Below are 24142 nucleotides of genomic sequence, written 5' to 3' on the forward strand. Positions count from 1 at the left end.
TTGGGCGCCCGCGCTCAAGGGGCGTGAAACTTTAAGTTTTGACAAAAAGAAGAACAGGCCATGTTGGTTGATCTAGTCGGTTGATCAGGCGGAAACCGGCTTTTTCATAAGCCGCCGTGACATTTTCTTCCTGTTCGCTCATTAATCCCGCCAGCATAATACGACCGTTTTTGGCCACATGCGCGGCCATGTCCGGCGCGAGTTCGGCCAGCGGCCCGGCGAGGATATTGGCGAAGATGAAATCGAACGGCGCGGCGGCGGCGATATCGGCGTGCGCGAACCCGGCGGCGGCGAGAATTTTCACCTTGCCGTCAACATCGTTGAGAGCAGCGTTCTCCAAGGCAATTTCCACCGATTTTTCATCAATATCACTGGCCAGTATATCGCGGCCCCATAGTTTGGCGGCGGCGATAGCGAGAACAGCGGACCCGCAGCCGAGATCGAGAACTGATTTGGGCGCCCAGCCGGCGAAACGGTCGAGCAGGGTGAGGCAGCCCGCCGTCGTCGGGTGATGGCCTGTCCCGAAGGCCTGATTGGCGTCGATGCGAATGGGAATGTCGCCTTCATCGCCCGGCAATTTATCGGCGTCGTGAACGCCGTAAAGCACGAACCGGCCGCACCGCACGACGCCGAGGCCTTGAAGCGAATGGGCGACCCAGTCGATATCGGGAAGTTCTTCAATCGCGGGTTCGCCAATGCCGTCGCCGCCAATCGCTGCGGTAATTGCGTTCACATCAGGCTGATCTTCGAAATAAGCGTCGAGCCGCCATGCGCTCTCGCTATCCTCGCGCGTTGCGTCGTCTTTCGTCAGACTGACGGCGCCCGCCGGCGGCCATAAGGTTTCGGACAGCGCGTCGCCGGCGGCTTCCAGCAGTTCTCGCGGTCCGGTCCATGTGAGTTTAAATACGTTCATATCAGGCTTTTGATTGTTTTAGCGCTTTACGACGGCTTTTGACAAATCCAGCGCCATCACGCCGCCTCGACAAAGGTATCGATCACTTTTTTCGCGCCGGAATGTTCGAAATCGACAGTTAATTTCTGGCCCTCCACGGCGGATATTATTCCGTACCCGAATTTTTGATGAAACACACGCTGGCCTTTTTTGTATTTCGACGCGCCGGGCGCGCTGACCGATACTGTTGCGCTCCGCCCCTCGATCAGAGGCGCCTCGGCGGCGGGCCGGGATTTGGCCGCGCGGGCGCGCCGCCAGCCGGGATTATCGTAATAGGCGTCATCGCGCAGCTTCATGCCTTCGAAACCGGAATGGCTGGCGAGGCTCGCCGCGGCGTTTCCATAAAGCCCCGGCTCGGAGACGACCTCCACGTGCTCTTCCGGCAATTCATCGATAAAGCGCGAGGGCATCGCCGCCTGCCAGCGCCCGTATATCTGCCGGTTGGCGGCGAAGGAGATGCGGCAGCTTTCTTCGGCGCGGGTAACGCCAACATAGGCGAGGCGGCGTTCCTCTTCGAGCGCCGCGGCGCCGTTTTCATCGAGGGACCGCTTCGAAGGGAAGATTTCCTCCTCCCAACCGGGCAAGAACACGACGGGAAACTCAAGTCCTTTTGCGGCGTGCAACGTCATCAGCCAGACCTGTCCGCCGCCGATGTCTTCGCTAAGTTCTGAGACCAGCGCCACATGATCAAGATAGGCTTCCAGCGTGTCGAATTCTGAAACCGCCTGAATAAGCTCTTTCAAATTGTCGAGCTTGCCGGGCGCCTGCGGATTTTTTGAATTCTTCCACATGTCAATATAGCCGGATTCTTCCAGCACCAGTTCGGCGAGATCGGCGGGGGCCATGTCTTTGGCGTCGCGCGACCAGCGGTCGATTGTATCGACAAAATTGACGAGCGAACGCCGCGCCGCTGCGTGCAAGTCGTCGCTTTCAAGCGCAAGCCGCGCCGCCGTCATCAGGGGAACGCCCTGCGCGCGCGCCAGCTTGTGCAATGTCTGCAACGCCTTGTCGCCGAGGCCGCGTTTCGGTTTGTTGACAATGCGGTCAAATGCGAGATCGTCGTCGGCGGAACGGATCAAACGCAAATAGGAAAGCGCGTCGCGTGATTCTTCGCGTTCGTAAAAGCGCGGGCCGCCTACGACCTTATAGGCGAGTCCTAGCATGTTGAATCGCTCTTCGAAGGCGCGCATCTGAAAGGAGGCGCGCACCAGCACCGCCATATCGGAGAGGGAGCGGCCCTTCGATTGCTCGGATTCAATATCGTCGCCGATCAGCCGCGCTTCTTCCTCGCCGTCCCAGACGCCGCGCACTTTCACCTTTTCGCCTTCATCGGCGTCGGTCCACAAGGTCTTGCCGAGACGCTCGGTATTGGCGGCGATCAGACCGGAAGCCGCGCCGAGAATGGACGGGGTCGAGCGGTAATTGCGCTCGAGCCGGATAACTTTTGCACCCGGAAAATCTTTCTCAAAACGCAGGATGTTTTCAACTTCAGCTCCGCGCCAGCCATAGATCGACTGGTCATCATCGCCGACGCAACAGATGTTTTTGTGTTTTTGCGCCAACAGACGCAGCCATAAATATTGAGCGACATTGGTATCCTGGTATTCGTCAACCAGCATATATCGGAAGCGGCGCTGATATTCGTCCAGAATATCCGGATTATTCTGGAAGATCGTCAGATTATGCACCAGAAGATCGCCGAAATCGGCGGCGTTCAGCGTCGTCAGGCGGGCCTGATAGGCTTTATACAGATCAATCGCCTTGCCGTCGGCGAAATGATAGGCCTCGCCGGCGGGAACTTTGTCAGGCGTGAGGCCGCGGTTCTTCCAGCCGTCTATAACAAAGGCGAGACCGCGTCCGGTCCAGCGTTTCGGGTCGAGATTCGCCGCCTCAATTACCTGTTTGGCGAGTCGCGTCTGGTCGTCTGCGTCAAGAATGGTGAAGCTCGATTTCAGTCCCGCCAGCTCGGCGTGGCGGCGCAGAATCTGCGCGCCGATGGAGTGAAACGTGCCGAGCCATTTCATCCCCTCGACGGATTCGCCAACAAGTTTTTCGATGCGCTCCTTCATCTCGCGCGCAGCCTTGTTGGTGAAGGTCACGGCCAAAAGCTGCCATGGCTGGGCGCGGCCCGTATGAAGAAGGTGGGCGAGACGGGTGGTGAGCGCGCGGGTCTTGCCGGTGCCGGCCCCGGCGAGCATCAGGACCGGCCCTTCGGTCGCCAGCACCGCTTCGCGCTGTTCGTCATTAAGGCCGCCGAGATAGGCGGCGGCTTCATCTTCGGCGGCGGGGCGGGCCTTGGTCGCGGCCATCATCGCGCGCTCGGAAATGGAGAGTTTCTGATTGGATTGAGACGCCATGGGACTAGCTTACTAAAATGAGAACGATTCTGGAACATTTACGCTGCCCCGGCTGATTTGCAATCCGGCGGGGAATCGCGACTATGGGTTGGGGCGGCAAGGGAATTTCCAGAGGAGAAAGACGAATGGCAGGCAAATTTGAACTTTACAAGGACAAGGCGGGCGAATTCCGTTTCCGGTTGAAAGCGGGCAATGGCGAGAATATTCTCTCCGGCGAAGGCTACAAAGACAAATCCGGGCTTGAAAACGGGGTCGCCTCGGTCCGCAAAAATGCGGCTGACAAAGCGCGCTTTGAGGTGAAGGAATCAACAAGCGGAAAGCACTATTTCGTCTTGAAGGCGGCGAATCACCAGGTGATCGGCCAGTCGCAGATGTATGATTCAGCCTCGGGCTGCGATGGCGGCATCCAGTCTGTCATGAATAACGCCCCTGATGCGGCCGTTGACGACCAGACGGGCTGACGTTTATTTTTTTCCGGTGACAAAACGCCGCCTGATGAGGCGGCGTTTTTCATAGGTGCGGCTTTAAGGCTTATGAACCCTGGAGTTCGTAATCTTCATCAAGCCAGGCGTCTTCCGTCCAGTCGGCGTCTTCCCAGATTTCATCGTCCAGCTCTTCATCAACGGCGTCGTCAAAAACCCCGTCGGACATGATCAGCGGAGCGCGCGACTCGTCTTCCACAAAATCGGCGAGAACTTCATCGCATCCGTCCTGCACAAAGGCGAGGTCATCAATGAGATAACGCAACGTATCGCGGCGATCGCGCCAGTGACGGCTTCTCATCGAAACTTCGATACGCTTGGCGCGGCCGCCAAGATAATAGGCGCCGGCCATGTGCCGCCAGCGGACTGTATATTTTGTCCATTCAAAGCCGGCGTCGGCGCGCGGCAGGGGAGCCCCGTTTTCATCCCAGGCGTTTATCTTCACACGGAAATTTTCACCTTCGCGCCCGCCCGTCGGATAGATCGCCATGGTGACGACGCAGACGGGCTCGTCAAAGGTGATGACCAGCGGCGCATTCAGATAATTGACATATCCGGCTGCGAACTGGCCGCTGGGCGCCGCCTCATAGGTGCACATTGAATCATAATAGAACCGGCGCTGACCCTCGCATATCTGTCGCGTGACGCCCCGCCCGAAACGCACGCCATATTCGTCCGCATACGCATTGCGAATGACATCGCCATGTTTACCCGGCGGCGCTTCAAACGTTACGACGCGATAAGGCGCGTCGTTCGATGCGACAGCGGCGTCGCCAACCCGGGAAATCACGCCGGTAATGGTGGCGGGATTACTGTCATTATCCGGATCGGGACCGATGCCGTTTTCATGAACATAGCCGCCATAGGGCGAATCATAAGCGTGAACGCCGGCTGTCGCTGTTAAACCGAGCGCCGCGCAAAGCGATAAAATCGCAACCTTGTGTGTCATAATCCCTATTCCCCTGTAGGGTAATAATACTACGCCGCGTCAAAGGTTCCAGACAATTCGGAGGGGCGGAAAAGCGTTGCAATTTCACATCACTACGCTTGTCGCAGCCGATAATAACTTCGCGATTGCGGTTGACCTTGCCTGAAACCGCCCCCCTAATCCTCGCCAAAATCAATGGAGCGCGTGCATGCAGATTTCACCTTTCCGGTTTATTTTCCTCTTCGTTCTGGCTGGCCTCGGGTCTTGCGCGACGCCGGCCCCGGATGAAGGCGCGATCAGCCAATCCGATGCGGTGGCGATGGCGGCGCGCGCGCCGGACACCGCAAGCCGGCTGCGCATGGACGTGGCTTGGCTGGCGGACGATGCGCGCCAGGGCAGGGAAGCCGGTACGCAAGGATATGTTGATGCGGCTGAATATGTCGCCGCCAGGCTGGAAGCCATGGGCGCTGAGCCGGGAGCGGATGGCGAATGGTTTCAGAACGTTCCGCTGCAATCTTCGACGCCGGTGCTCGATGCTGCGTCAGTCACAATCACTTTGCCGGATGGCAAAATTCGCAGGCTGACCAATCTGGACGATTTTCGAATCTTTCCTTCTGCGCGGTCAGAATCATTCAGCATCGAGAATGCAGAAGCGGTATTCGCCGGATTTGGCGTTCATGCGCCTGCGTTCGGCCATGACGACTATGACGACATCGACGTCAACGGAAAAGTCGTCGTTTATTTTTCCGGCGCGCCGGACAGTTTCGACAATGAAAGCCGCGCGCATTTCAATTCAGGCGGCCTTAAAGCCAAGGAAGCGTCAGAACGCGGCGCAATCGGCGTCATTGCGCTCTTTACCGCCGCGACCGAGGAAAGCCGGCCATGGGACCGGTACGTGGCGAACCCGACCCGAACCTCCATGACCTGGCTCTGGCCTGACGGCCGGCCCGAGACCGCCGGCCAGAATATAAAAGGTTCGGCGACCTTGCATCCAGACAAGGCGGCGTTGCTGTTTGAAGGCGCGGAACAATCCTATAAAAAAGTACGCAACGAAGCCGATGCGGAGGGGACAAGTCCCGAAGGCTTTGATCTTGCGGTTCGCGTATCGATGTCCGGCGCCGTGACGACGCAGACAGTTTCAAGCCCTAATGTCATCGGCCTCATTCCCGGCAGCGATCCGGAGCTGAAAGACGAATACGTTATTCTCTCAGGACATCTGGATCATCTCGGCGTCAATGAACGGCTGATTGCGGAAGGCAAGGACGGGATCAATAACGGCGCAATGGATAACGCCACCGGGATCGCGGTCATGCTGGAGGTGGCGCGACGTCTTGTGAGCGGCGAGCCGCCAAAGCGCAGCGTTATCATCGCCGCTGTGACGGCGGAGGAAAAAGGCCTTCTCGGCGCTGATTATTTTGCGCATTTCCCCACTATCGGCGGCGGCGAAATGGTCGCGAACGTCAATCTCGACATGCCGGTAATGCTGCACGAATTTACCGATGTCGTTGCGTTCGGCGCAGAGCGCTCTTCGCTGGGTCCGGTCATGAACGATGCGCTGGCGCAAACCGGCGTTACGCTCGCCCCGGATCCGATACCGCAACTTGGCATCTTTACACGGTCGGACCACTATCGCTTCGTGGAGCAGGGCGTGCCGTCAATTTTTCTGTGGCCGGGTTTCAGCAATGGCGGCGAGGAAAATTTCTGGGCGTTTTATAAAAATCATTATCACCGCCCGAGTGATGACCTGTCGCAACCTATTCGTTATCAGGATCTCGCACGGTTCGCGGACATAAATTACATCATTGCTCGCGCCATCGCCGATGCGGATGAACGGCCCCAATGGAACGAAGGCGATTTCTTCGGCGATCTGTTTGCGGGAGAATGACGCGCCCGACTCACGAAACGCTTCATTAAAAAACGCCGGCCCACAAAAGGCCGGCGTTATAATCGAACGCGAAAATTCAGCGCTTACTGAATTTCGTAGATGAGAGAAACGCTGGCGGTAATTTCCGACTCGCCCGCTTCCATCGGTACCGAACTGTCCGCCGCCATTTCCGCACGAACGGCGTAAGGCCTCGGTTGCGGTTGCGACACATAACCGTCCTGGATCCTGATCAGCTTGCCGAGCTGCACGCCCGCCGCATCGGTCAGGAGTTCCGCTTTGGCTCTGGCGTCCGCCACGGCGTCACGGCGCGCTTCTTCATGAAGCGGATCTGGATCGGAAAATGAAAATGAAACGCCGCCGAGCGAATTGGCGCCCGACTGCACCGCCTGATCGATGACGCCGCCGGCGTTATCGAGATCGCGCAGCCGCACGGTCACGCTGTTCGATGCGACAAAGCCGGTGATCTCCGGATCAGACCGGTTTTCGCCGTAATTGTAACGCGGGTTGATGGACAGACCCGAGGTCTGGATGTCCCGGTCGGCAACGCCCAGATCTTTCAGTTTCTTGATCGTGGCGTTCATATCCGCCGAGTTCTTACGAAGCGCCTCAACGGCGTTCACCGCCTCGCTGCGCACGCCGATTGTGATGACCGCCATGTCCGGCGCGGCGCTGGCGCGGCCCTCGCCGTTTACTGTAATCGTACGCGCCGCCGCTTCGGCGTTTTCGGCGGCGATGGCTTCGGGGGCCGCGCAGCCGGCGAATAGGATCGCCGCAGCGGCTGGTATAAGCAGATGACGCATGAAAGTTACCTCCATTTTGCGCATAGACTAGGAGAGGGCGCCCGGGCGGCGAAATCAAGGCGTCTTATTGAACTCATTGTGTCGCCGGTAACGATTGCAAGAGGCGGTTCTGACGCTGGCGAACAGTGCGTGCCTGCGCCATTGGGTTTGCGTGTGACGGGGAAATGCGGATAACTTGGCTAAAACGAGAGGGGGCGCTCGCATGCTGCGCATAATGAAAATAGTACTGGTCTTAACTGTCGCCATGTGGGGGCTCGTCGGCGCTTTCGGCAATATCACCGATTGGGAAGGGACCAAAGGCGCCATCGCCGCCACCACGTCAATGTCGACATTCGAGGGCGGCGCGGAAAGCTGGCGGGCGACGTCGAACCCGGCGGTGATCATGGCCGGCGCGATATTCATCCTGACGCTGAAAATAATGACCGGGTTATTGTGCCTAGCCGGCGCCTGGCGGATGGCGGCCGCGCGAAAACACGATGCGGCGATGTTTCAGCACGCCAAGAGTTTGGCCCTTACGGGCTGCGCCGTCGCCGTCTTTTTACTCTTCGCCGGCTGGATTGTTATCGCCGAAAGCTGGTTTGAGCTTTGGCGCTCGGACGTCTTGCGCGATGTCGGCCTCGGCTCAGCTTTCCGCTATGGCGGCATGATCGGCGTGATCGGGATTTTCGTCGGAATGCCCGATGAGGTGCGATGAGCGTGCCACGAGCGAGCCAGTAAAAGTTGCAGAACCGGACGGCGTTGCGGCGCTTGACGCAGCTATTGCTGGTGGGCCCGGAGGGACTCGAACCCCCAACCTAGCGGTTATGAGCCGCCAGCTCTAACCAATTGAGCTACAGGCCCTTATCGCAGCGTCGTCCTGCAAAGGGACCGCCCTATTATCAGCAAATTCTGACAGAGCAAACCCTTTGGCGGGCTGTCGTGTCAGGCTGAACAGGCCGGTCTTTATGATTGCGGCATTGGCGAAAAATCATCGAAAAAACGTCTGCCGAAAAGGCCGGTATGCGCCGGCTGGGCAGGCGGCGACAAAACCGCCGCGCCAGAGCCGCGCGTCATGCTTGCTACGGCTTCACCCAAGGGATATGCTGGGAGCAGGCGTTGGGGAGAGACTGCGCCATGATGGAATGCCGACATTCTGAATGGCTGCACTGTTGATGCGGCGAAGTTGCGTTAGGCGGTCATACCGCCGGCGCGCCTTTTTGCGCGTCTGCCGACATTAGCGGAATAAAACCCGTTTCTTTCTGAACGCGCCCATGCTCAGAAGGGAGCTTCGCCATGAACGGTATTATACATAATCGCATGATTACGGCGCTGGCCGCGGCCGCGACGCTGGGCTTCACCGGGCCCGCAAACAGCGTTGATTTTATCGTGGTCTACGACCAGACCGACCCGCAGGGGATAGATCCGTGCACTGCCAATATGGGGTTTCAGGTCTGCCCGAACGGGCAGCCGCAGACCGATCAGATGGTCGACATTATCGAAGCGGCCGCCAATCACTGGGCGGATATTATCGAAGATGATCATACCATTATTATTCTTGCGTCCTGGTATAATCCGGCGTTTGGCAGCAAACCGGAAGCTTCCATCGAGGCGACGGACGCACAGGGGCGGACCACATTGGCGCGCGTCAGGATCGGCCCGACGCTGAAATATTTCTACGATCCGACGCCGAATGACGACACTGAGTTCAACATGCGTCCCGCGCTCTACAGAACGCTGCACCCCAATGAAAGACAGGATGCGTTTTCCGTTGCGCCGGTCATGTCCCTCTGGGACGGCGTGGAAGTTTCCGACGTGGGCGTGTTCGTCGATAATGACGAAGGCTACGACGCCGACCTTTACACCATCGCGTTGCATGAAGTGGGGCATGTGATCGGCCTTTCGCAGGAGCGCGACCAGTGCAATGCGAACGAGCCGTTTTACGTGACAACGCCGGCGCAAACCGGCGTGCAGTTTATTTTTGACGCCTTCAAATTCATCAATAGCGACGATGAGGACGATACGGACTGCAACCACCTTGCGCTTGGCGGCATACAGGCGTGCAAGACAGCGCCCGACCAGGCGACGCTCAGCGACGAGCCGAGCACCGTGCCCGGCCTCACGGTGCAGCAATGCACTGCGCATCAGGCGCTGATGTGGGCCGCAATTTATCCTCAGTCCCGCGCCCGGCCGAGCGCCATCGATATTCTCGCCGTCGCCGCTGCGGAGACCTGGGAGGAAATCGATTTTCCTCGCAAGTTCAGCCAGAGCTCTGGGGTCTGGCAAAACGCGGCGCAATGGTTCGGGCCGCGCGCGCCCGACGGCAATGACGAAGTGTTTCTCGCCAATGCAACGACTACGATTATCGAAGTGAACACCGACCGTAATGCGCGCGCCGCGACCATTTCCGAAGGCAACATACTGGAAGTCAGCGGCGCCAATCTGATCCTGTCCCGCTCGCTTCGCACCGTCGACCCGGAGTCTGAACTCGGCCCGATCGTGGTGACGCCGCCGCCGGGCGATCCCGGCGATGTCGGCAATCCGGTCATACCCGCGACATTGCGGCTGTCCAACAATGGCGGGCTGCAGGCGTTCGAGGTGATCAATCACGGCCGCATCGAAGGGGCGGGGATTGTCGGCGTGACGTCGCTGTTTTCCAATCTGGCGACCCTGCGCGCCAATGGCGGAACCTTGCGGATTGCTACGCCGGAAGGCGGCGGCGTCGTCATCAATCCGCCGGTGGTCGATCTCGACGGGCCCGATCCGTTCGATTATACGGCGCGCCTGATCGCGCGCGACGGCGATTTACAGATCGACGCAATCCTCAACGGGTCTTATCGCGGCCGCATAGAGATCGGCGCTGGCCGGCGCATGAGTTTTTCTGACGGATTTGCGCAGCTGTTTTCGTCTCAGGCCGCCAAGCGTATTGTCATCGAAAATGGGACAATGGCCGGGTCGCTGACCTTGAGCGGCGTCGTTGAACTGGAAGGCATTGCAACGCTGGAAGGACAGTCGAGCCTTGGCACGTTTTCGCGCGTCCTCTACGAGGCGGCCGGTCAGCAGCCTGGCGCCGCAGCGGATTTTCTTTTTGTAGAGGGCGATATCGATCTGAACGGTACGCTGGATTTGTCGCTGGAAGACGGATTTCAGCCGGGGCTCGGTCTGGTGCTGAGCATGGTGCGCGCGACCGGTGAAATCACCGGCGCATTCGCCAATTACGATCTGCCGGACATTTCCGGCAAAGGCATTGCGTGGAATGTCGTGCAGAATGACCAGAATGTTTTGCTGTCGGTGATTTTCGATCCGTCGGAGGTGATGAGCGACGTCAATGGCGACGGCCAGGTCAATATCTTCGATCTTCTGTCGATCTTCTTTGCCGCGGGGCCTTGCCCGCCGGAACCGGCGGCGTGCCCGGCTGACCTGAACGGCGACGGAACCGTAAACCTTACCGACATCGCGTTCTGGCTCGCGGCGAATTAGGAGCGCGGCGTCGATGCATGGGTGGCGACGTTCGCCATTGTGCGGTGAATACGCATTTTTTGACAAGAAGCCTCATCCTGAGGTGCGAGCCCGTCCCACGCGAGAGCATGGGACGGCGAGCCTCGAAGGATGTGAAACAACTTCAGTATTCGCCGCACACCCTTCGGCGAGGCGCTGGATTACGCCGCCGGCGCCAATGACGACAACACCGGCTTTACCGGCCATGTGGAGGACGCGGGTTGATCGGGGCGCGGGGCCCCGATCAACGGTCTCGTCTGGCTGGGTCCCACCCCAGCCAGACACATGCAGGCCCGCTATTTCGACCCGGTCATCGGAAGGTTCTACTCAACTGATCCCATCGGGTATCAGGATCAGCTGAATTTGTATGCGTATGTCGCAAATGATCCGGTGAATTTTGTTGACCCTAATGGTGAGTGCGCTTGGAGTTTGGCCACCGGCGCTACTGATACCGTTGGTCGCTTCTGCGCTGGGTATTATAAATCAGCAAGGGGCTATGGTGCGATTGCTAGATATTTGGGTGGCAGAGCACCATACCATAGCGCAAATCAGTTTGTACGTAATTCTTTTGAAGCTGGGTTAGACTTGCTTAGCCAGAACCCCGGTCTTGCTGGGACTGGTCTGAAATACTTTCTCGATAAAAAATATGAGAAAGGATTGGCGTACAATCTTGGAAACTTTGCGGCGGGAGCGACGGCCGGCTCTGCGGTTGTGACAAAAACTCTGCGTGGTGCCCTCGCTAAGGGCGCAGCAAACACTGGTTTAGCAATAACTGGTGGTGCACTGGATTCTGCGTTTCAAGCTTACGATACCCTTTCGGGTCAAGGAATTGATCCCAACGGGCTAGCGACAGAAACGTTGAGTAATATTGGCGTTGCTGCGCTCGCCGAGGCAGACTTTAGTTACAACGCAGATTCTAATACTTTAACCGCAACCGTTTCGCGCTCTCAACCTAGAAGCAGAATAGTTCGGAAATATTCTGCAGAGATCGAAATTAAGGAGAAAGATAATGAATGAAAGTAAGATGAACTTTATTCAGCGGTTCCTGTTCAATTTCATGATTATTGCTGCAATTTCGGGCATTATTTATGTTTTGTATTTGATTTTTTTGGCGTAAGACCTATGTTTATAACGACCCAGTCAATAATACCGATCCTACTGGACGATGCGGGCAGTAAGCGGCGTCACCGCGTAGGGCGGGTTGAGCTCTGGCGATACCCGCCGATTGTTTTGTCTTTAATCCTCCGCCCCATGAGGTTCTGGCTTTCTTTTTTCGTTCTCCTGATCGGAACCCCCGCCATGGGGTCTTACGATCATTCCGACCAGCCGGTGTCGATGACCGGTTCCGGCGTCAATGCCGCCTACGCCTATGACGGAAACAAAAAGCGCGTGAAATCCGTTGTGAACGGAAAGACGACCTACTTCGTTTACTCCGCCGTCACCGGCGGGCTGATCTTCAAGGATGAAGCGACGGATTTAAAAACGACGGACTACGCCGGGATCGGGCCGGCGCAGGTGCGCATCGAAAATGGGTCCACAGCCATCTACACTTACGGCGATCATCTGGGCTCGCCTGTCGCGGCGACGGATGCGGGCGGCGCCTTCCTCTGGCGGGAGGCGTATCACCCCTTCGGCGAGGCGCTGGACTACGCGGCCGGCGCCAACGACAATAACACCGGCTTTACTGGCCATGTGGAGGACGCGGGTTGATCGGGGCGCGGGGCCCCGATCAACGGTCTCGTCTGGCTGGGTCCCACCCCAGCCAGACACATGCAGGCCCGCTATTACGACCCGGTCATCGGGAGGTTCTATTCAACCGACCCCATCGGCTATCAGGATCAGTTGAACCTTTATGCGTATGTCAATAATGATCCTATCAATAATACCGATCCGACGGGTGAATGTGCAAATCTTTGCACTGGAGCAATAGGTGCGGGATTTGGTGCGCTTATTGGTGGCGGCATTGAATTGGCAAACCAGCTTAGGGACGACCAACCCGGTGTGAAATTTGGCCGGGTTGGCGTTAGTGCAGGGAAAGGCGCGCTCGCAGGAGGAATCATCGGAGCCACAGGCTGTGTTAAATGCGGTGCGGTCGCGGCGGGGCTAGCGGGCGCAGCCGATGGTGCCGTGACGGCTCGCGCGAATGGCGAAAATGTTATCGCCGGCGCTGCTGGGCAGGCCGCTGTTGACGGCGTTTCCACGTTCGCTGGCGGCAAAGCCGGACAGGCAATTGCAAATAAAGTGCTTGGAGCGGCAGCGGAGGCTACAGCTACAGCGGCGGCTGGTGTTGCCACCCAAGCTGGAATTAACGCCGCGACTGACGCTGCTGGTGCGGCATCTGACGCTTTCCAAGCAGGCATTGACGCAGCTGCCCCAGCCGTATCAGAAACAGTCGATCAATTGCAAAATTTGGGAGATAACTTCATACCGACATGTTTTCAAGAGGAAGGCGGGTGCTAATTCGATGACAAAAGAAACCGGGCCAAAACCGACGATGCTGCGAATGATATTTTTTTCCGTTTTAGTATCGACTTTTGTAGCGCTTCTAATGCTGGGGAGCGGTTACTTAGAGTACGGTTGGGAGAAAGTGCTCAATGACATTTGGATCTATATCGGCCTCTTTGTTTTCCTGATCGTGGTGATTACTAGCGCATTGCTTCTATCGGCTCGGTTTGGAAACCGGAAAAAATAGCAGACTCAACGGGCCGATGCTGAAGAAATATCTGATCAACGTCGCCATCGTTTTTGTGGCCATCGGCCTTGTCGGTCTCTTTCAGTTTTTGGCGACGACCGAGGGCGTCAGCGCCGGCGAAGCGGTCGCGAACATGGCGGATCGCGCCGGTATCCTGGCGGCGTTTTGGATCGGGGCTTCATTGATCGGCGGCGCGGCCTTGTTGGTATTCCACTTCCTGGGAAAAGCGCAGAAAAGATCAGAGTCGGAATAACGGCAAGATTAAAGGGCCGGCGCCTGGGTCGGCTTAGGGCGTTGTCTGCACATCGATTTATGCGGCGCCACCCTGTAACCGAGTGGCGCCATTTTGCGTCAGCCCTGCCGGGCCTTCTTCGCCTACAATCGATCCGCCGGATCAAATGTTTTGCTGCGCAAACCGGCGGCGAAGGGCGCCGCCGTGACGCCTCCAATCCTTCCTGCAAAATCCCCCGTGACGGGTGCGAGAATTTGGGTTTGCGCACCGCCCGAAGGGCGTTGCGGATGCGCTGTCGCGCCATAGGGCCGATGGCGTTATCCTCCGTCCCATGAAGTTCTGGCTTTCTCTTTTCGTTCTGCTGATCGGAACCCCCGCCATGGGAAGCCGTTATCTCTACGCCGCCGCCTATCACCCGAACGAACAGGTCTCCACCCTCGATTACGGCAACGGGCATGAACTGGAACAGACCCTCAATGCGCGCGGTCTGGTGCAGCTTGTGCGCCACGGCGGCGGCGGGGCGGGCGATGTTGTGCGGCTCAATTACGCCTATGACGACCGCTACAAGGTCGATGCGATCACCGACCATGTAAATGCGAACGAGAACCGGACCTTCGCCTACGACGGCGCCGGGCGGCTCCTGACCGCCACGGGGCCGTGGGGCGTCTCGGGGACGCAGGCAACGGCGAGCTACAAATACGACGCCCTCAATAACATCCGCAAGCGGACGGTTGGCCCGCGCGTGGTCGATATCGATTACAACGCCGCGAACCGCGTCACCCGATATTGAACTGCGCAAAGCCAAACCGAAAACAGACCGGCGATTCGCCGGTCAGGCGCTGACCTTCGATGCTGATAAAAAATCCGGTTCTTAGTTTTGCACTTGGATGGCGGAGACGAAGGGATTTTTCTAACGCTCCAGTACACTCCAGAGCGCTCCAAAAACCTAGTGATTTCGGGAAAAAACGCAAGTTTTTATTCTAGAACGTTCCAGAAAACTCCACTACCTTCCAGCGACTAACCGTAGGTAGGGCCGTGGGTAGGCAGGTCAAGAGATTATCAGCTTTAGGGCTCAAAAGTCTCGGGGAAGGAGTTCACCCGGACGGTGGCGGATTATACTTCCAACGCAAGGGTGCGGGAAGCAGTTGGCTCTATCGTTTTCAGATCGATGGGCGCGAGCGGTGGATGGGGCTTGGCCGGTTCCCGAAAATATCGCTGCAGAAGGCTCGAAAGCTTGCCGTGGAAGCTCGCCAGCTTAGCGAGGACGGAGTTGACCCTATCGAACAAAGACGCGCCGAGAAGATCGCTGCGCGCCTCCAAAGGGCGGGCACAATCTCATTCAGAGACGCCGCAGACCGCTACATCAAACAGCACGCCCCGACATGGAAAAACAAGGCGCACCGGGCTCAATGGAAAAGCACCATTGAAACCTACGCCAATCCGGTTCTTGGCGACCTTCCGGTCAGCGAGATTCGAATCACGCACGTCCTAGCCGTGCTTGAGCCCCTCTGGCATACGCGCCCGGAAACAGCGGGCCGGTTGCGAGGGCGCATCGAAAAAATCCTTAGCTGGGCTGCTGTGCGCCACGGCCTGCCGCGCAGTGACAATCCGGCGGCATGGAAGGGCAATCTTGACGCCGCATTGCCGCCTTTGTCCCGGGTGCGAAAGGTCAAGCATCAACCGGCGCTCGACTATGCGGAAATTCCCGCCTTTATCGGGGAGCTTCGCGAGAAGGGCGGCGTCACTCCGCTGGCGCTCGAAATGACGGTCCTATGCGCCACCCGCACGATTGAAACCATCGGCGCCCGCTGGCCGGAAATCGACCTGCAGAGCAAAGTCTGGACCGTTCCGGCGTCAAGAATGAAATCAGGGCGCCTGCATCGCGTTCCCCTCACTTCCCGCGCCCTTCAAGTTCTCAAGGCCCTACCCCGCGAAGATGAAAACGACCACGTTTTCATCGGCGGTAAGGCGGGCTCGCATTTGAGCAACATGGCGATGTTGTCGCTCTTAAAGAGCATGAGGCCCGGCGTCACGGTTCACGGGATGCGGGCATCGTTCAAAACATGGGCGCGGCAGGAAACGAATTTCGCACGCGAGGTTTCGGAGGCGTGTCTGGCGCACGTCATCAGTGATGCCACAGAAGCCGCGTATGTGCGTGACGACCTTTTCCAGAAGCGCCGGAAGCTCATGACGGCGTGGGCGAAATATTGCGAGGGCGTGAAATGACGGATTTTTTTGATCTGAGTCACAAGGCCAATATGGCGTTGGAGGGCTCAATTCCCGGCGACGAAGGGCTCCAACATATCCACATCTATGCGGACGCCATGTATGAGGCAAACGCCGAAAAATGGCGCTCTGAAGGTACGGAGGGTGCGGCGCTTGCCTTTTTTTTCGCCTATCTCCGGCAGGCCGCGGATCCAGACGGCGACTCAAAATTCCGAATAAGAATACAGCGGCGCGACACTTCGAAATCCCGCGAAAGGACGCCCAAAGAGCAGCGCGATTGGGAGAGCAAGAATGTGATGACCGCCCTCACGATCGCTAAACTTGTGGAGCGGGACAAACGCAACGGCAAACCCAAGACACAAGACGGCTGGCTCCACCATTTCATTGGCCTTGAAGGCATTACAAGAAGCGATTTTTTCGATGCAAAGAAAACAGAACTTTATAAGCGAATGTTGCCAAAAGTGCTTGCGAGTTTGGACAACTAGCGACTAGGCCAAACCGTAAACCTTTAGACAACCGGAAATATCTGATTAAATTGCAGAGCCATCCAGAACGCACCAGCGAGGATGGCGATGTCGAAGAAAACTCAAAAGCGAATTATCCGTAGGGCCGCTGTTAAAGCAAAAACCGGCATCACCGCCGATTCCACGCTCTATTATCTCATCAAGAATGGAAAATTTCCGCCTCCGATAAAGATCGGAGCGGGTGGCGATAGCGCCCGTAAAGGGTGGCTGGAAGATGAGATTGACGACTGGATTGAAGCCCGCGTTGCCGCCCGCGATGCCGCCGCATGAAAAAGCCCCCTGCGCCTAGGGGGCTTTTCTGCGTTCCACTTCCCAAACTCACGATCAAACGAATTCCAGAAAGCCCATGAAATATAATCCGAACACCCCTCAAAATCAAGTTATGCGCGCCCTTGGCCACTGGCGCCAGCATTCACAGCCGGGCGACGTTGCGCGAGGCTCGCTTCTCGGACGGCCGGTTGCCAAAGCCTATTATGGAGCGGAAACGCCGCAGTTTATTTGCGATGTGTTCACGTCATTCGTCGGCGAAGCCGATTTCGTGCTGGTCAACTGTTATGGCGAGCAATACGCCGCGATGCGCTGTTCGTTCTTTGAAATGATCGGGGGCGCGGCATGAGCAAGCCTGTAACCGATCCGTTTGACGATGACCGCGATTATTTAGCGCCGGAAATTGATTCGCCCGCGCGGCTTTTAGATGACGTTTCATCCTTCATAAGCCGCTTTTGTGCGTTCCCTGATGAGCATTGTCTTGTCGCTGTCACGCTCTGGGCCGCTCACACGCACATGAGCGAACACTTCCACACTACGCCACGGCTGGCGATGTTGTCCCCGGAACCCGGAAGCGGCAAGACGCGGGTTCTGGAGGTTCTGGATTTAACAGTAAGACGGAGCCTCTTTTGTTTGAACGCTTCGCCTGCCGCGATTTTCAGGACGCTTTCAAAGGAGCCTGTCACGATCCTCGCGGATGAATGTGACGCGATTTTTTCTAAGCGAGGAAAGGAAGACTCAAACGAGGAGTTACGGGCGGTATTCAACGCCGGCTACAAGCGCGGCGCGAAGATTCCGCGCTGCGTTGGACCTAAGCATGATGTTGAATATTTCGACGTTTTCGCGCCGGTAGCGCTCGCCGGTCTCGGCGACCTTCCCGATACAATTATGAGCCGCGCCGTCATTATTCGTATGCGCAGGCGGAACCGCTTCGAGAAAGTAGAACCTTTCCGGAACCGGGAACACGGCCCTGAAGGTGAAACGCTTCGCGACGAACTGGAAACCTGGGGGAAGGAAGTTGGCGAACAAGTTGGCGCGTCGTGGCCTGAGTTACCATCCGGTATTGAGGACCGCCCGGCGGAAATATGGGAACCACTTATTGCGGTTGCGGATGCTGCGGGCGGTGACTGGCCAGAGCTTGCGCGCAACGCCTGTCTAGCACTCTCAAAGGTCGCGCTTGACCGCAAGGTTAGTCTCGGCGTCCGCCTCTTAGGAGACATGAGAACCGTCTTCGGCGACGCCATCGCGCTTCATACTAAGACCATTATCGAGCGCCTTTGCAATCCTGAAAAATACGGACTCGCGGCAGATGCGCCGTGGGCGGAACTTCACGGGAAACCGATAACGACGCGCACGCTTGCCGGTATGCTCAAGAAATATGGCGTTGAGTCTAAAAAAGTGAAAGTGGAAGGCGTTTCGCTTCAAGGATACCGGCGAGAACCCCTGCACGACGCATGGGAGCGTTACCTCTCTCCGTCTCCTATGGAAACAGAACCTATGGAACTAACGGAACCGGGTTCCATGGGTTCTGGAGGTTCCGCATGACCGGGGGGAAGGGAGCGCAATATATAAGCGCGAAAACCAAGACCGGCGGCAAAGCAAATTTTCGCGCATCTGCAAATCAGATAATGAGGTTAAGACATGGCAAGAAAACGAACACCACAACAAATTGCATTTGTAACAGGGCGCACAATCACAAACCCCGGACGGTTCAAGGGCCGGTCAAATATAGTTGGTCCGGCGCTGGGGCCGCCTTACGAAAATATGCCTTCAGTAGAAAAAGAAGTCTGGCACGAATTTCGCGAAAACTTCCCATGGTTGCGTCGGAGCGACCGTCAAATGACAAAAATCGCCTGCAATCTTGTGGCGGGCCAGCGTTCGCCCGAGGGCTTGCCGGTTGCAGGGTTGACGATCTTGCGCCGAATTTTGAACAGCTTCGGCGGCAGTCCGACAAGCGAGGTCCGCCGCCGCTTCATGGAATAGCGCCCCATTTTCTCAATCGCAGTACCGTGCGAATGGGTCCCATCCCCGCCGGTAGACTTTCCTTCCCTGAAATCAACTCGGCGATTGCCCCCCGGGGTGTTGCATGACTAATCCATGCCCGCAATGCGGATTTGTTGACGACCCCCTGCAATCGGAAATCGCCCGCATCTGCGACCGTTTTAACGTGCGTCCCAGCGATAGAGTGCGCGAATCTTTAGCTGCTGAAATTGTCGGCAAAAGCCTTGAGACATTGAGAGGCTATCGAAAAGGTTTGCACCCTGACGAAGCGCAAATTTTCTTCCGACGCGACGCCAAGGGCGGCATCTGGTACCACACCGAAGACCTCGCCGCTTTCAACATCGGACTCAAAAAATAGCAGGTTAAATGGGGTTATAGCCGGTTAAATCGTGTGTGCCATGCGATGCAATCCGTCCAATAATTAGCACGTCCTGTGTTGACAAAAAATCGGGTTGCGGGCGGCGGGCGTTTAAATTCATGGCGTTCGCCGCCGGTCCGGAAAGCAAAGCATAAATGATAAGAAAAAACGATAGTAGAGGTTTGGATTTTGCGCGCGCCGTTATTGCACTCGCCGAGGCGAAGGGCGGCATAGATCACGCCATCATGATCGCTGAAGGCACTTATGGTCGCGACGCGAGGCCGACCGCGTTTCTTCAAAAGGCTGCGATAGCTCCAGCATCAACGCAAGTTGACTCTTGGGCTGGTGTTCTGGCCGATGAGGTCACAACTGAATTTATCGAGCTGGTGAATGAGGCCAGCGTTTTCGGTCGCATTGGCCTTCGCAAGGTTCCGTTGAATATCAATTTAGCTAGCCTTTCGGCAGGAGCGACAGCCTATTGGCGAGGAGAGACGACTCCGGCGCCGCTTTCGAAGGGCACGACCACAAGCGACACGCTGCAGCCATTATGCGTTAGCGCACTAGCTGCAGTCTCCAAAGAAATCTTGCGTTTTGGCGCGACGGGCTCTGAATCGTTCATCAGGGCTGAGCTTGTGCGCGTTTGCGCTGCGGCTATCGACGCGGCATTCCTGGACCCAGCGAATGGCGGCTCGGCAAACGTGAAACCGGCAAGCGTTCTAGACGGTGTTTCTGCAATCGGATTTGGAAGCGATTATGATTTTGCAATCAAGGCTTTGATTGACGATTTCGGCGGAGACTTTGAAACGGCCTACTTTGTGGCGCGTCCAAAAACTTTTGTTTCATTGCACGATAGTCTGGTGAGGCCGCTGATTGGCGCGCGCGGCGGCGAGTTGTGCGGTCTTCCCGCCATTGCCTCGCGCAATGTTCCCGATCCTGCAGGCGGCGAACTGCTTATCCTTATCGACGGACAGGCCATCGCAACAGGCGACCAAGGTATTGAGGTTAGCGTCTCAACTGAAACGAGCATTGAAATGGCGGATGACGCCAGCGGCGCGGCGGCTCAAACCTCGCTTTGGCAAGCAGGCTTGGCGGCTATCAAGGTTGATCGCCACGTTAACTGGGCGGCGATGCGCGACAGCGTTTCTTACATGAGCGGCCTCCAACTCCATGACACAAGCGCATGATGGAAAAGTCACAAAAAATCATAAAAGCACAGATCGCGGATAGCATTCGCACGCCGACAGAAAAACAAATCCTGGCGTTGCTGAAGTGTCTCCGCTCATTCGGGCTACAAGAAAACGAGATAGACGAGGCAAGCGATATTTTCGCAAAAGGCATCGCCGAAACGCTGGCCGAAATCACAGAAAAGATTACATCCGAAGGCGTGGGCGGCGATGTATCGCGCGTTGTCGAAGCATTTTCCAAAGCGCTTGATGAGCCTGAGAAAAGCGAGGATGCGCAATGACCGAACAAGAAACCCGCAACTTTGTTTTCAAAAAAATAGCAGAAGCATCCGAACCAATAATTCAACAGCATATTGCCGACTATCAAATGCGCTTACGTGACCACGGCGAAACAGACGCAAAGATTTCAGAACTGGTTCTCGAATATGCCGATGAAACTTTATGCTGGATGCAGCGAGCGGCGAATGAAGTCGCGCGCGAAGTCATGGAGCGAACGCAACGGTAGCGCGGCGCCCGGTCGATGACCAATCAAGCCGCTCGGACATAGAGCCAGAATAGCAAAAGCTCTCAACCCACACGCTCCGCAGGCTGAAGATGAAAAGTGAGTTTCAAAAGTATTGTAAGCAGTTTTGCCGGGTTTTATCGTGAATTTCTCCCGGCAAAAACCCCCGGTCGGCTAGCTGCGGAGCGTGTCTGGCCGGGGGCCTTTTTTCTTGTCGTCGCACTTGCGGCGGCTACCCCTTCAAACGCGCAACAGATCCTCCGAACGCAAACCGTTTCCTTTGACAGTTATACTGCGCTGAAGGCTGTTCCCTTTGCCCGTTTTCAGAACGGCGCCGCCGTTATTATCTCCGGAGACGGTCAGGCGGGCCTGTTCATAAAAGATACGGGCGACTGGTCAACGCTTGTAACCGCCGACACGGCGGAATGCGTTGTTATTCCAAGCCCGCAGGATACGGACGGATCAAGCGGCGGATGGATTCGCGCCGATTATCTTGAGGGGTCGGACATCAACCCGCGCTGGTGCGGCTTTGGCGCGTCCGGAAACACCGCGACGGAAGAAGCCAATGCGCTCAATAACGCGATCATTGTCGCCAGCCAGATGGTGCTGGAGCTTATTGACAAGAAAGCCGGAACCCCTACGGCGCATGTCAAGCTTTCCAAGGGCGATTATACGCTTCGCCCCGGTATCGTTTTCAACCGTCACGGCGTCATTCTGGACCTTGGCGGGGCAACGCTCCGCGCGGAGTCGGGCCAAACCGGCGCGCTGATTACAAACTCGTATGAGCAAGGAACGGTCTGCCAGTCTATTACATCCGATGAATATTGCGAAACCAACGGCGCCATTGTCCGCAACGGTTATCTTGTAGGCGACGCGTCGGCGAACTTCGCTTATGATGCGACGGCGGGTTCCATCGGCATTCTGACGACCCGCAGCGTGCGCGATTCCGGCTGCGAGAATGTTGTCGCCTACCGGTTTGACACCGGCTACTTCTATGACGGGACTTTCGGTTTCCGTCACGTCAACTGCTCCGCCATTTCTTCGGGCTCAACCGATGCGGACGACATGTCGGCGGGCCTCGTTATTCATAACGGTACAGCCTCCTATGTGCAGGGCGGTCGCTATGACTATTCCAATGGCGACGGCAATATCATTGTTGACGGCGATGAAAACGGCGGCACGGCGGCGCTTCAATTTATCGGCATTGTATCACAGGCCGCAAATAAATCCGGCATGGTTATTCGTGACGTGGATCACGTCATTGTTGATGGCGGTGACTTCGAGGGTAACGACCGGGGCGATAACGACGCGCCGGATATACTTATCGACAGAACGATTTCCGGCCGCAACGGTCAGATTACAATTCGCGGAACCAACTTTATCCGGACCTATGCGCATGACGGTGCGCAGGCGCCCGTCATATCCGCCGATCTTGTGGAAAGCCTGAATGTTATCGGTGTGTTTGCGCGGGACCAGGTTGATGCGGATTATACCTATCTCGTGGATTTTGTCGCGGGCTGCGGTAAATACACCATTACCGGCTATTTCCGGGTGAATGAGGGTTCAAGCGGCGTTTCAGACGGTCATGGCTCTTGCGATTATGGCGGGACGATTGACGTATCCTACTATGACGGAACGCAAGGCTATGTGGTTAATCATGACACGCAGGACGTAAATTCTGATCTCGTTGATCCGGGTTTCTTGCGCACGGCGAACTACGGAACGTTGGAAATTGCTTCTGGCGCAATCACCGTCACCGGCTCAATGCACAAGATCGATCCTGAAAGCGAAGCCTCGACAGACGATCTCGACACAATCAACGGCGGAACCGAGGGCGACTGGCTGATTATTCACTCCGCAACATCTTCGCGTGACCCTACAGTGAAGCATGGAACTGGCAACATAAGGCTTCCCGGCGGAACCGACTTCACGATGAACACGTCTTCCGATTGGTGTCTGTTCTATCGTCAAAACACGAATTACATAGGTTCGTGCTTCGATGTGCCATAATGCGCATGGCGGATGAGATTGATAGGGGACAAAAAGGGCTAAGATTGCGAATCTGCACCATGGCGGTGACCGAAAGTCAGATCAAGAGGCAAATTTGCCTCTTGAACCGGAAGACTTAAAAACGCCAGTCAAAACCCGGGACGCTGTCGAGCTTCAAAAGAAAGGCCCCCGGAGGGGCCTCTCTTCGTAACGCGGGGTTAGATATACCCCGCGTTATCAGTTAAGTGACTTTCGCCATGGCTTCGTTTTGAGCGCTTCCTTCATCGCGGCCCGCATTGCCTCCAAGTCTGCATCCCGTTCCTGCCACTCTTTTGCGAGGGTGGTTGCCAGAACGTCAATAACCGCTTCATTTATATTCTCGTCAGGCTCGGCAAGATCGCGCATGTGGTTGGCGATGTCGAAAATAAGGGCCTTATAGTCGTCTACTGAATGTTTCAATTAAGCGTCTCTTTCTTCGAAGCGGCATAAAATTCTTGCAGGTCTTGCGACTCGCCGGATTTAAGGAACTTTATCAATTCAATGAGTTGCCGATACGCTGACAGGTGTCCGCGTTCAAAATGTTCTTTTGCGCCTTTCGAGAACTCATCAATAAGCGCTTGTCTGACGGGATCCGCTTTACGCTGCATACTCATCGCCGCCGCTCCATTTCTGGGCTGATAAGTTCCAGCGACACAAACCGCCGGACAGCCTGCAAAATTGATGCGTCACGCTGGTCTGCATAATCTGTTTCAAACATTTCAAGAAACATATCGAGCGCCGCTCGCGCGTCTTTGGGCGTCATGATTTCTATTTCATTGGCGCGTTTTTCCAGATCGCTGCGTGCATCCCAAATCCGATTACGCATATGGCCATTTTTGTCTTTGTATTTGTCATCTTCCTGGTCGAGTATGGAGCGGACTTCGGCAAGTTGGCCTAACGAGCGCCAAGTCTCATATAGCTCCACCATGTTGCGAGGTTTGCGAACAGTGATTTCGGCGCTGAATTTCAGGTTTTCGTCTAAAATGGTCATGGTTTTTCCCTCAAAAAATGCCCGTAGGTAGGGCCGTGGGTTGCAAACCCCTTCAAGAGAAAACGCCAGCTATTTCAATTGGTTAACTGCTAATCTGGCGGAGACGAAGGGATTCGAACCCTCGAAGCGGGACAAACCGCTTACTCCCTTAGCAGGGGAGCGCCTTCGACCACTCGGCCACGTCTCCGCCGCCGGTAATGCCCGAAGGCGCCCGGCATTGCAAGGCAGGCGTTTCAAGACGGGCATTGCAGGACGGGTG

At 56.5% G+C, this 24142-nt stretch carries 28 protein-coding genes and 2 tRNA genes; 21 read left to right on the forward strand and 9 right to left on the reverse strand.

Features of this window, described 5'->3' with window-relative positions; translation table 11 throughout:
- Positions 1–31: 31 nt before the first annotated feature.
- Together ACQK2Q_RS01930 and ACQK2Q_RS01935 are read right to left on the reverse strand one after the other, a co-directional pair.
- Entirely contained in the window at positions 32–913 is an 882-nt protein-coding gene (locus ACQK2Q_RS01930) for a 50S ribosomal protein L11 methyltransferase (RefSeq protein ID WP_425408072.1), read from the reverse strand.
- Between the two features lie 56 nt (positions 914–969).
- Complete coding sequence (locus ACQK2Q_RS01935; protein WP_425408073.1) at positions 970–3309, reverse strand: UvrD-helicase domain-containing protein; 2340 nt, start codon at positions 3307–3309, stop codon at positions 970–972.
- A 125-nt stretch (positions 3310–3434) separates the two neighbouring features.
- Here ACQK2Q_RS01935 and ACQK2Q_RS01940 point away from each other — a divergent pair, with 125 nt between their 5' ends.
- Positions 3435–3770, forward strand: a complete 336-nt coding sequence (locus tag ACQK2Q_RS01940; protein WP_425408074.1) for a YegP family protein — start codon at positions 3435–3437, stop codon at positions 3768–3770.
- Between the two features lie 70 nt (positions 3771–3840).
- Here ACQK2Q_RS01940 and ACQK2Q_RS01945 read toward each other — a convergent pair whose 3' ends face one another.
- Positions 3841–4740, reverse strand: a complete 900-nt coding sequence (locus ACQK2Q_RS01945; RefSeq protein ID WP_425408075.1) for a hypothetical protein — start codon at positions 4738–4740, stop codon at positions 3841–3843.
- 187 nt (positions 4741–4927) lie between these two features.
- Between ACQK2Q_RS01945 and ACQK2Q_RS01950 the strand changes: the two genes are divergently transcribed.
- Positions 4928–6604: a M28 family metallopeptidase gene (locus tag ACQK2Q_RS01950; RefSeq protein WP_425408076.1), complete on the forward strand. Its 1677-nt coding sequence runs from the start codon at positions 4928–4930 to the stop codon at positions 6602–6604.
- Positions 6605–6687: 83 nt separating this feature from the next.
- Here the strand turns inward: ACQK2Q_RS01950 and ACQK2Q_RS01955 are convergent, their stop codons facing one another.
- Positions 6688–7404 (reverse strand): SIMPL domain-containing protein, encoded by a 717-nt coding sequence (locus ACQK2Q_RS01955; RefSeq protein WP_425408077.1) that lies wholly within the window; start codon positions 7402–7404, stop codon positions 6688–6690.
- Between the two features lie 202 nt (positions 7405–7606).
- Between ACQK2Q_RS01955 and ACQK2Q_RS01960 the strand changes: the two genes are divergently transcribed.
- Positions 7607–8098 carry a DUF2165 domain-containing protein gene (locus ACQK2Q_RS01960; RefSeq protein ID WP_425408078.1) on the forward strand — a complete coding sequence of 164 codons (492 nt, stop codon included), beginning with the start codon at positions 7607–7609 and terminating at the stop codon, positions 8096–8098.
- A 69-nt stretch (positions 8099–8167) separates the two neighbouring features.
- On the opposite strand, the gene ACQK2Q_RS01965 is transcribed toward ACQK2Q_RS01960, so the two are convergent.
- Positions 8168–8244, reverse strand: a tRNA-Ile gene (locus ACQK2Q_RS01965).
- 432 nt (positions 8245–8676) lie between these two features.
- Between ACQK2Q_RS01965 and ACQK2Q_RS01970 the strand changes: the two genes are divergently transcribed.
- The 18 genes from ACQK2Q_RS01970 (at position 8677) to ACQK2Q_RS02055 (ending at position 22874) form a co-directional block, all read left to right on the forward strand.
- A complete protein-coding gene (locus ACQK2Q_RS01970; RefSeq protein WP_425408079.1) occupies positions 8677–10860 on the forward strand; it encodes a hypothetical protein in 2184 nt (727 codons plus the stop codon).
- Positions 10861–11163: 303 nt separating this feature from the next.
- Entirely contained in the window at positions 11164–11895 is a 732-nt protein-coding gene (locus ACQK2Q_RS01975; protein ID WP_425408080.1) for an RHS repeat-associated core domain-containing protein, read from the forward strand.
- A gap of 105 nt (positions 11896–12000) precedes the next feature.
- Positions 12001–12588 (forward strand): hypothetical protein, encoded by a 588-nt coding sequence (locus ACQK2Q_RS01980; protein WP_425408081.1) that lies wholly within the window; start codon positions 12001–12003, stop codon positions 12586–12588.
- 60 nt (positions 12589–12648) lie between these two features.
- Positions 12649–13338: an RHS repeat-associated core domain-containing protein gene (locus tag ACQK2Q_RS01985; protein ID WP_425408082.1), complete on the forward strand. Its 690-nt coding sequence runs from the start codon at positions 12649–12651 to the stop codon at positions 13336–13338.
- Positions 13339–13342: 4 nt separating this feature from the next.
- Entirely contained in the window at positions 13343–13570 is a 228-nt protein-coding gene (locus tag ACQK2Q_RS01990) for a hypothetical protein (RefSeq protein ID WP_425408083.1), read from the forward strand.
- A 16-nt stretch (positions 13571–13586) separates the two neighbouring features.
- Entirely contained in the window at positions 13587–13823 is a 237-nt protein-coding gene (locus ACQK2Q_RS01995; protein ID WP_425408084.1) for a hypothetical protein, read from the forward strand.
- Positions 13824–14133: 310 nt separating this feature from the next.
- The gene (locus tag ACQK2Q_RS02000) at positions 14134–14592 is read left to right on the forward strand and encodes a hypothetical protein (protein ID WP_425408085.1); all 459 of its coding nucleotides are present in this window, start codon (positions 14134–14136) and stop codon (positions 14590–14592) included.
- Between the two features lie 245 nt (positions 14593–14837).
- Positions 14838–16028 (forward strand): tyrosine-type recombinase/integrase, encoded by a 1191-nt coding sequence (locus ACQK2Q_RS02005; protein ID WP_425408086.1) that lies wholly within the window; start codon positions 14838–14840, stop codon positions 16026–16028.
- Positions 16025–16513, forward strand: coding sequence for a hypothetical protein (locus ACQK2Q_RS02010; RefSeq protein ID WP_425408087.1), 489 nt, complete (start codon positions 16025–16027; stop codon positions 16511–16513). Before ACQK2Q_RS02005 ends, ACQK2Q_RS02010 begins: the two co-directional genes overlap by 4 nt.
- Positions 16514–16600: 87 nt before the next feature.
- Positions 16601–16822 carry a helix-turn-helix transcriptional regulator gene (locus ACQK2Q_RS02015; RefSeq protein WP_425408088.1) on the forward strand — a complete coding sequence of 74 codons (222 nt, stop codon included), beginning with the start codon at positions 16601–16603 and terminating at the stop codon, positions 16820–16822.
- Positions 16823–16934: 112 nt separating this feature from the next.
- The gene (locus tag ACQK2Q_RS02020) at positions 16935–17168 is read left to right on the forward strand and encodes a hypothetical protein (protein WP_425408089.1); all 234 of its coding nucleotides are present in this window, start codon (positions 16935–16937) and stop codon (positions 17166–17168) included.
- Positions 17165–18364: a DUF3631 domain-containing protein gene (locus tag ACQK2Q_RS02025; protein ID WP_425408090.1), complete on the forward strand. Its 1200-nt coding sequence runs from the start codon at positions 17165–17167 to the stop codon at positions 18362–18364. The genes ACQK2Q_RS02020 and ACQK2Q_RS02025 overlap by 4 nt, the downstream gene beginning before the upstream one ends.
- A 96-nt stretch (positions 18365–18460) precedes the next feature.
- Positions 18461–18802 carry a hypothetical protein gene (locus ACQK2Q_RS02030; RefSeq protein ID WP_425408091.1) on the forward strand — a complete coding sequence of 114 codons (342 nt, stop codon included), beginning with the start codon at positions 18461–18463 and terminating at the stop codon, positions 18800–18802.
- 103 nt (positions 18803–18905) lie between these two features.
- A complete protein-coding gene (locus ACQK2Q_RS02035; protein WP_425408092.1) occupies positions 18906–19178 on the forward strand; it encodes a hypothetical protein in 273 nt (90 codons plus the stop codon).
- A 155-nt stretch (positions 19179–19333) separates the two neighbouring features.
- Positions 19334–20362, forward strand: a complete 1029-nt coding sequence (locus ACQK2Q_RS02040) for a phage major capsid protein (RefSeq protein ID WP_425408093.1) — start codon at positions 19334–19336, stop codon at positions 20360–20362.
- Positions 20359–20643, forward strand: coding sequence for a hypothetical protein (locus ACQK2Q_RS02045; protein ID WP_425408094.1), 285 nt, complete (start codon positions 20359–20361; stop codon positions 20641–20643). The genes ACQK2Q_RS02040 and ACQK2Q_RS02045 overlap by 4 nt, the downstream gene beginning before the upstream one ends.
- Positions 20640–20867, forward strand: coding sequence for a hypothetical protein (locus ACQK2Q_RS02050; RefSeq protein ID WP_425408095.1), 228 nt, complete (start codon positions 20640–20642; stop codon positions 20865–20867). Before ACQK2Q_RS02045 ends, ACQK2Q_RS02050 begins: the two co-directional genes overlap by 4 nt.
- A gap of 96 nt (positions 20868–20963) precedes the next feature.
- The gene (locus ACQK2Q_RS02055) at positions 20964–22874 is read left to right on the forward strand and encodes a hypothetical protein (RefSeq protein ID WP_425408096.1); all 1911 of its coding nucleotides are present in this window, start codon (positions 20964–20966) and stop codon (positions 22872–22874) included.
- Between the two features lie 216 nt (positions 22875–23090).
- Here ACQK2Q_RS02055 and ACQK2Q_RS02060 read toward each other — a convergent pair whose 3' ends face one another.
- The 4 genes from ACQK2Q_RS02060 to ACQK2Q_RS02075 all read right to left on the reverse strand — a co-directional run bounded on the left by ACQK2Q_RS02060 (position 23091) and on the right by ACQK2Q_RS02075 (position 24070).
- A complete protein-coding gene (locus ACQK2Q_RS02060; RefSeq protein WP_425408097.1) occupies positions 23091–23312 on the reverse strand; it encodes a hypothetical protein in 222 nt (73 codons plus the stop codon).
- Positions 23309–23506, reverse strand: a complete 198-nt coding sequence (locus ACQK2Q_RS02065; protein WP_425408098.1) for a hypothetical protein — start codon at positions 23504–23506, stop codon at positions 23309–23311. Before ACQK2Q_RS02065 ends, ACQK2Q_RS02060 begins: the two co-directional genes overlap by 4 nt.
- Complete coding sequence (locus tag ACQK2Q_RS02070; protein ID WP_425408099.1) at positions 23503–23883, reverse strand: hypothetical protein; 381 nt, start codon at positions 23881–23883, stop codon at positions 23503–23505. The genes ACQK2Q_RS02065 and ACQK2Q_RS02070 overlap by 4 nt, the downstream gene beginning before the upstream one ends.
- A 95-nt stretch (positions 23884–23978) precedes the next feature.
- Positions 23979–24070: transfer RNA gene (locus ACQK2Q_RS02075), tRNA-Ser, on the reverse strand.
- Positions 24071–24142: the final 72 nt, after the last annotated feature.

The sequence above is a fragment of the Hyphococcus sp. genome (assembly GCF_965228385.1).
Taxonomy (GTDB): domain Bacteria; phylum Pseudomonadota; class Alphaproteobacteria; order Caulobacterales; family Parvularculaceae; genus Hyphococcus.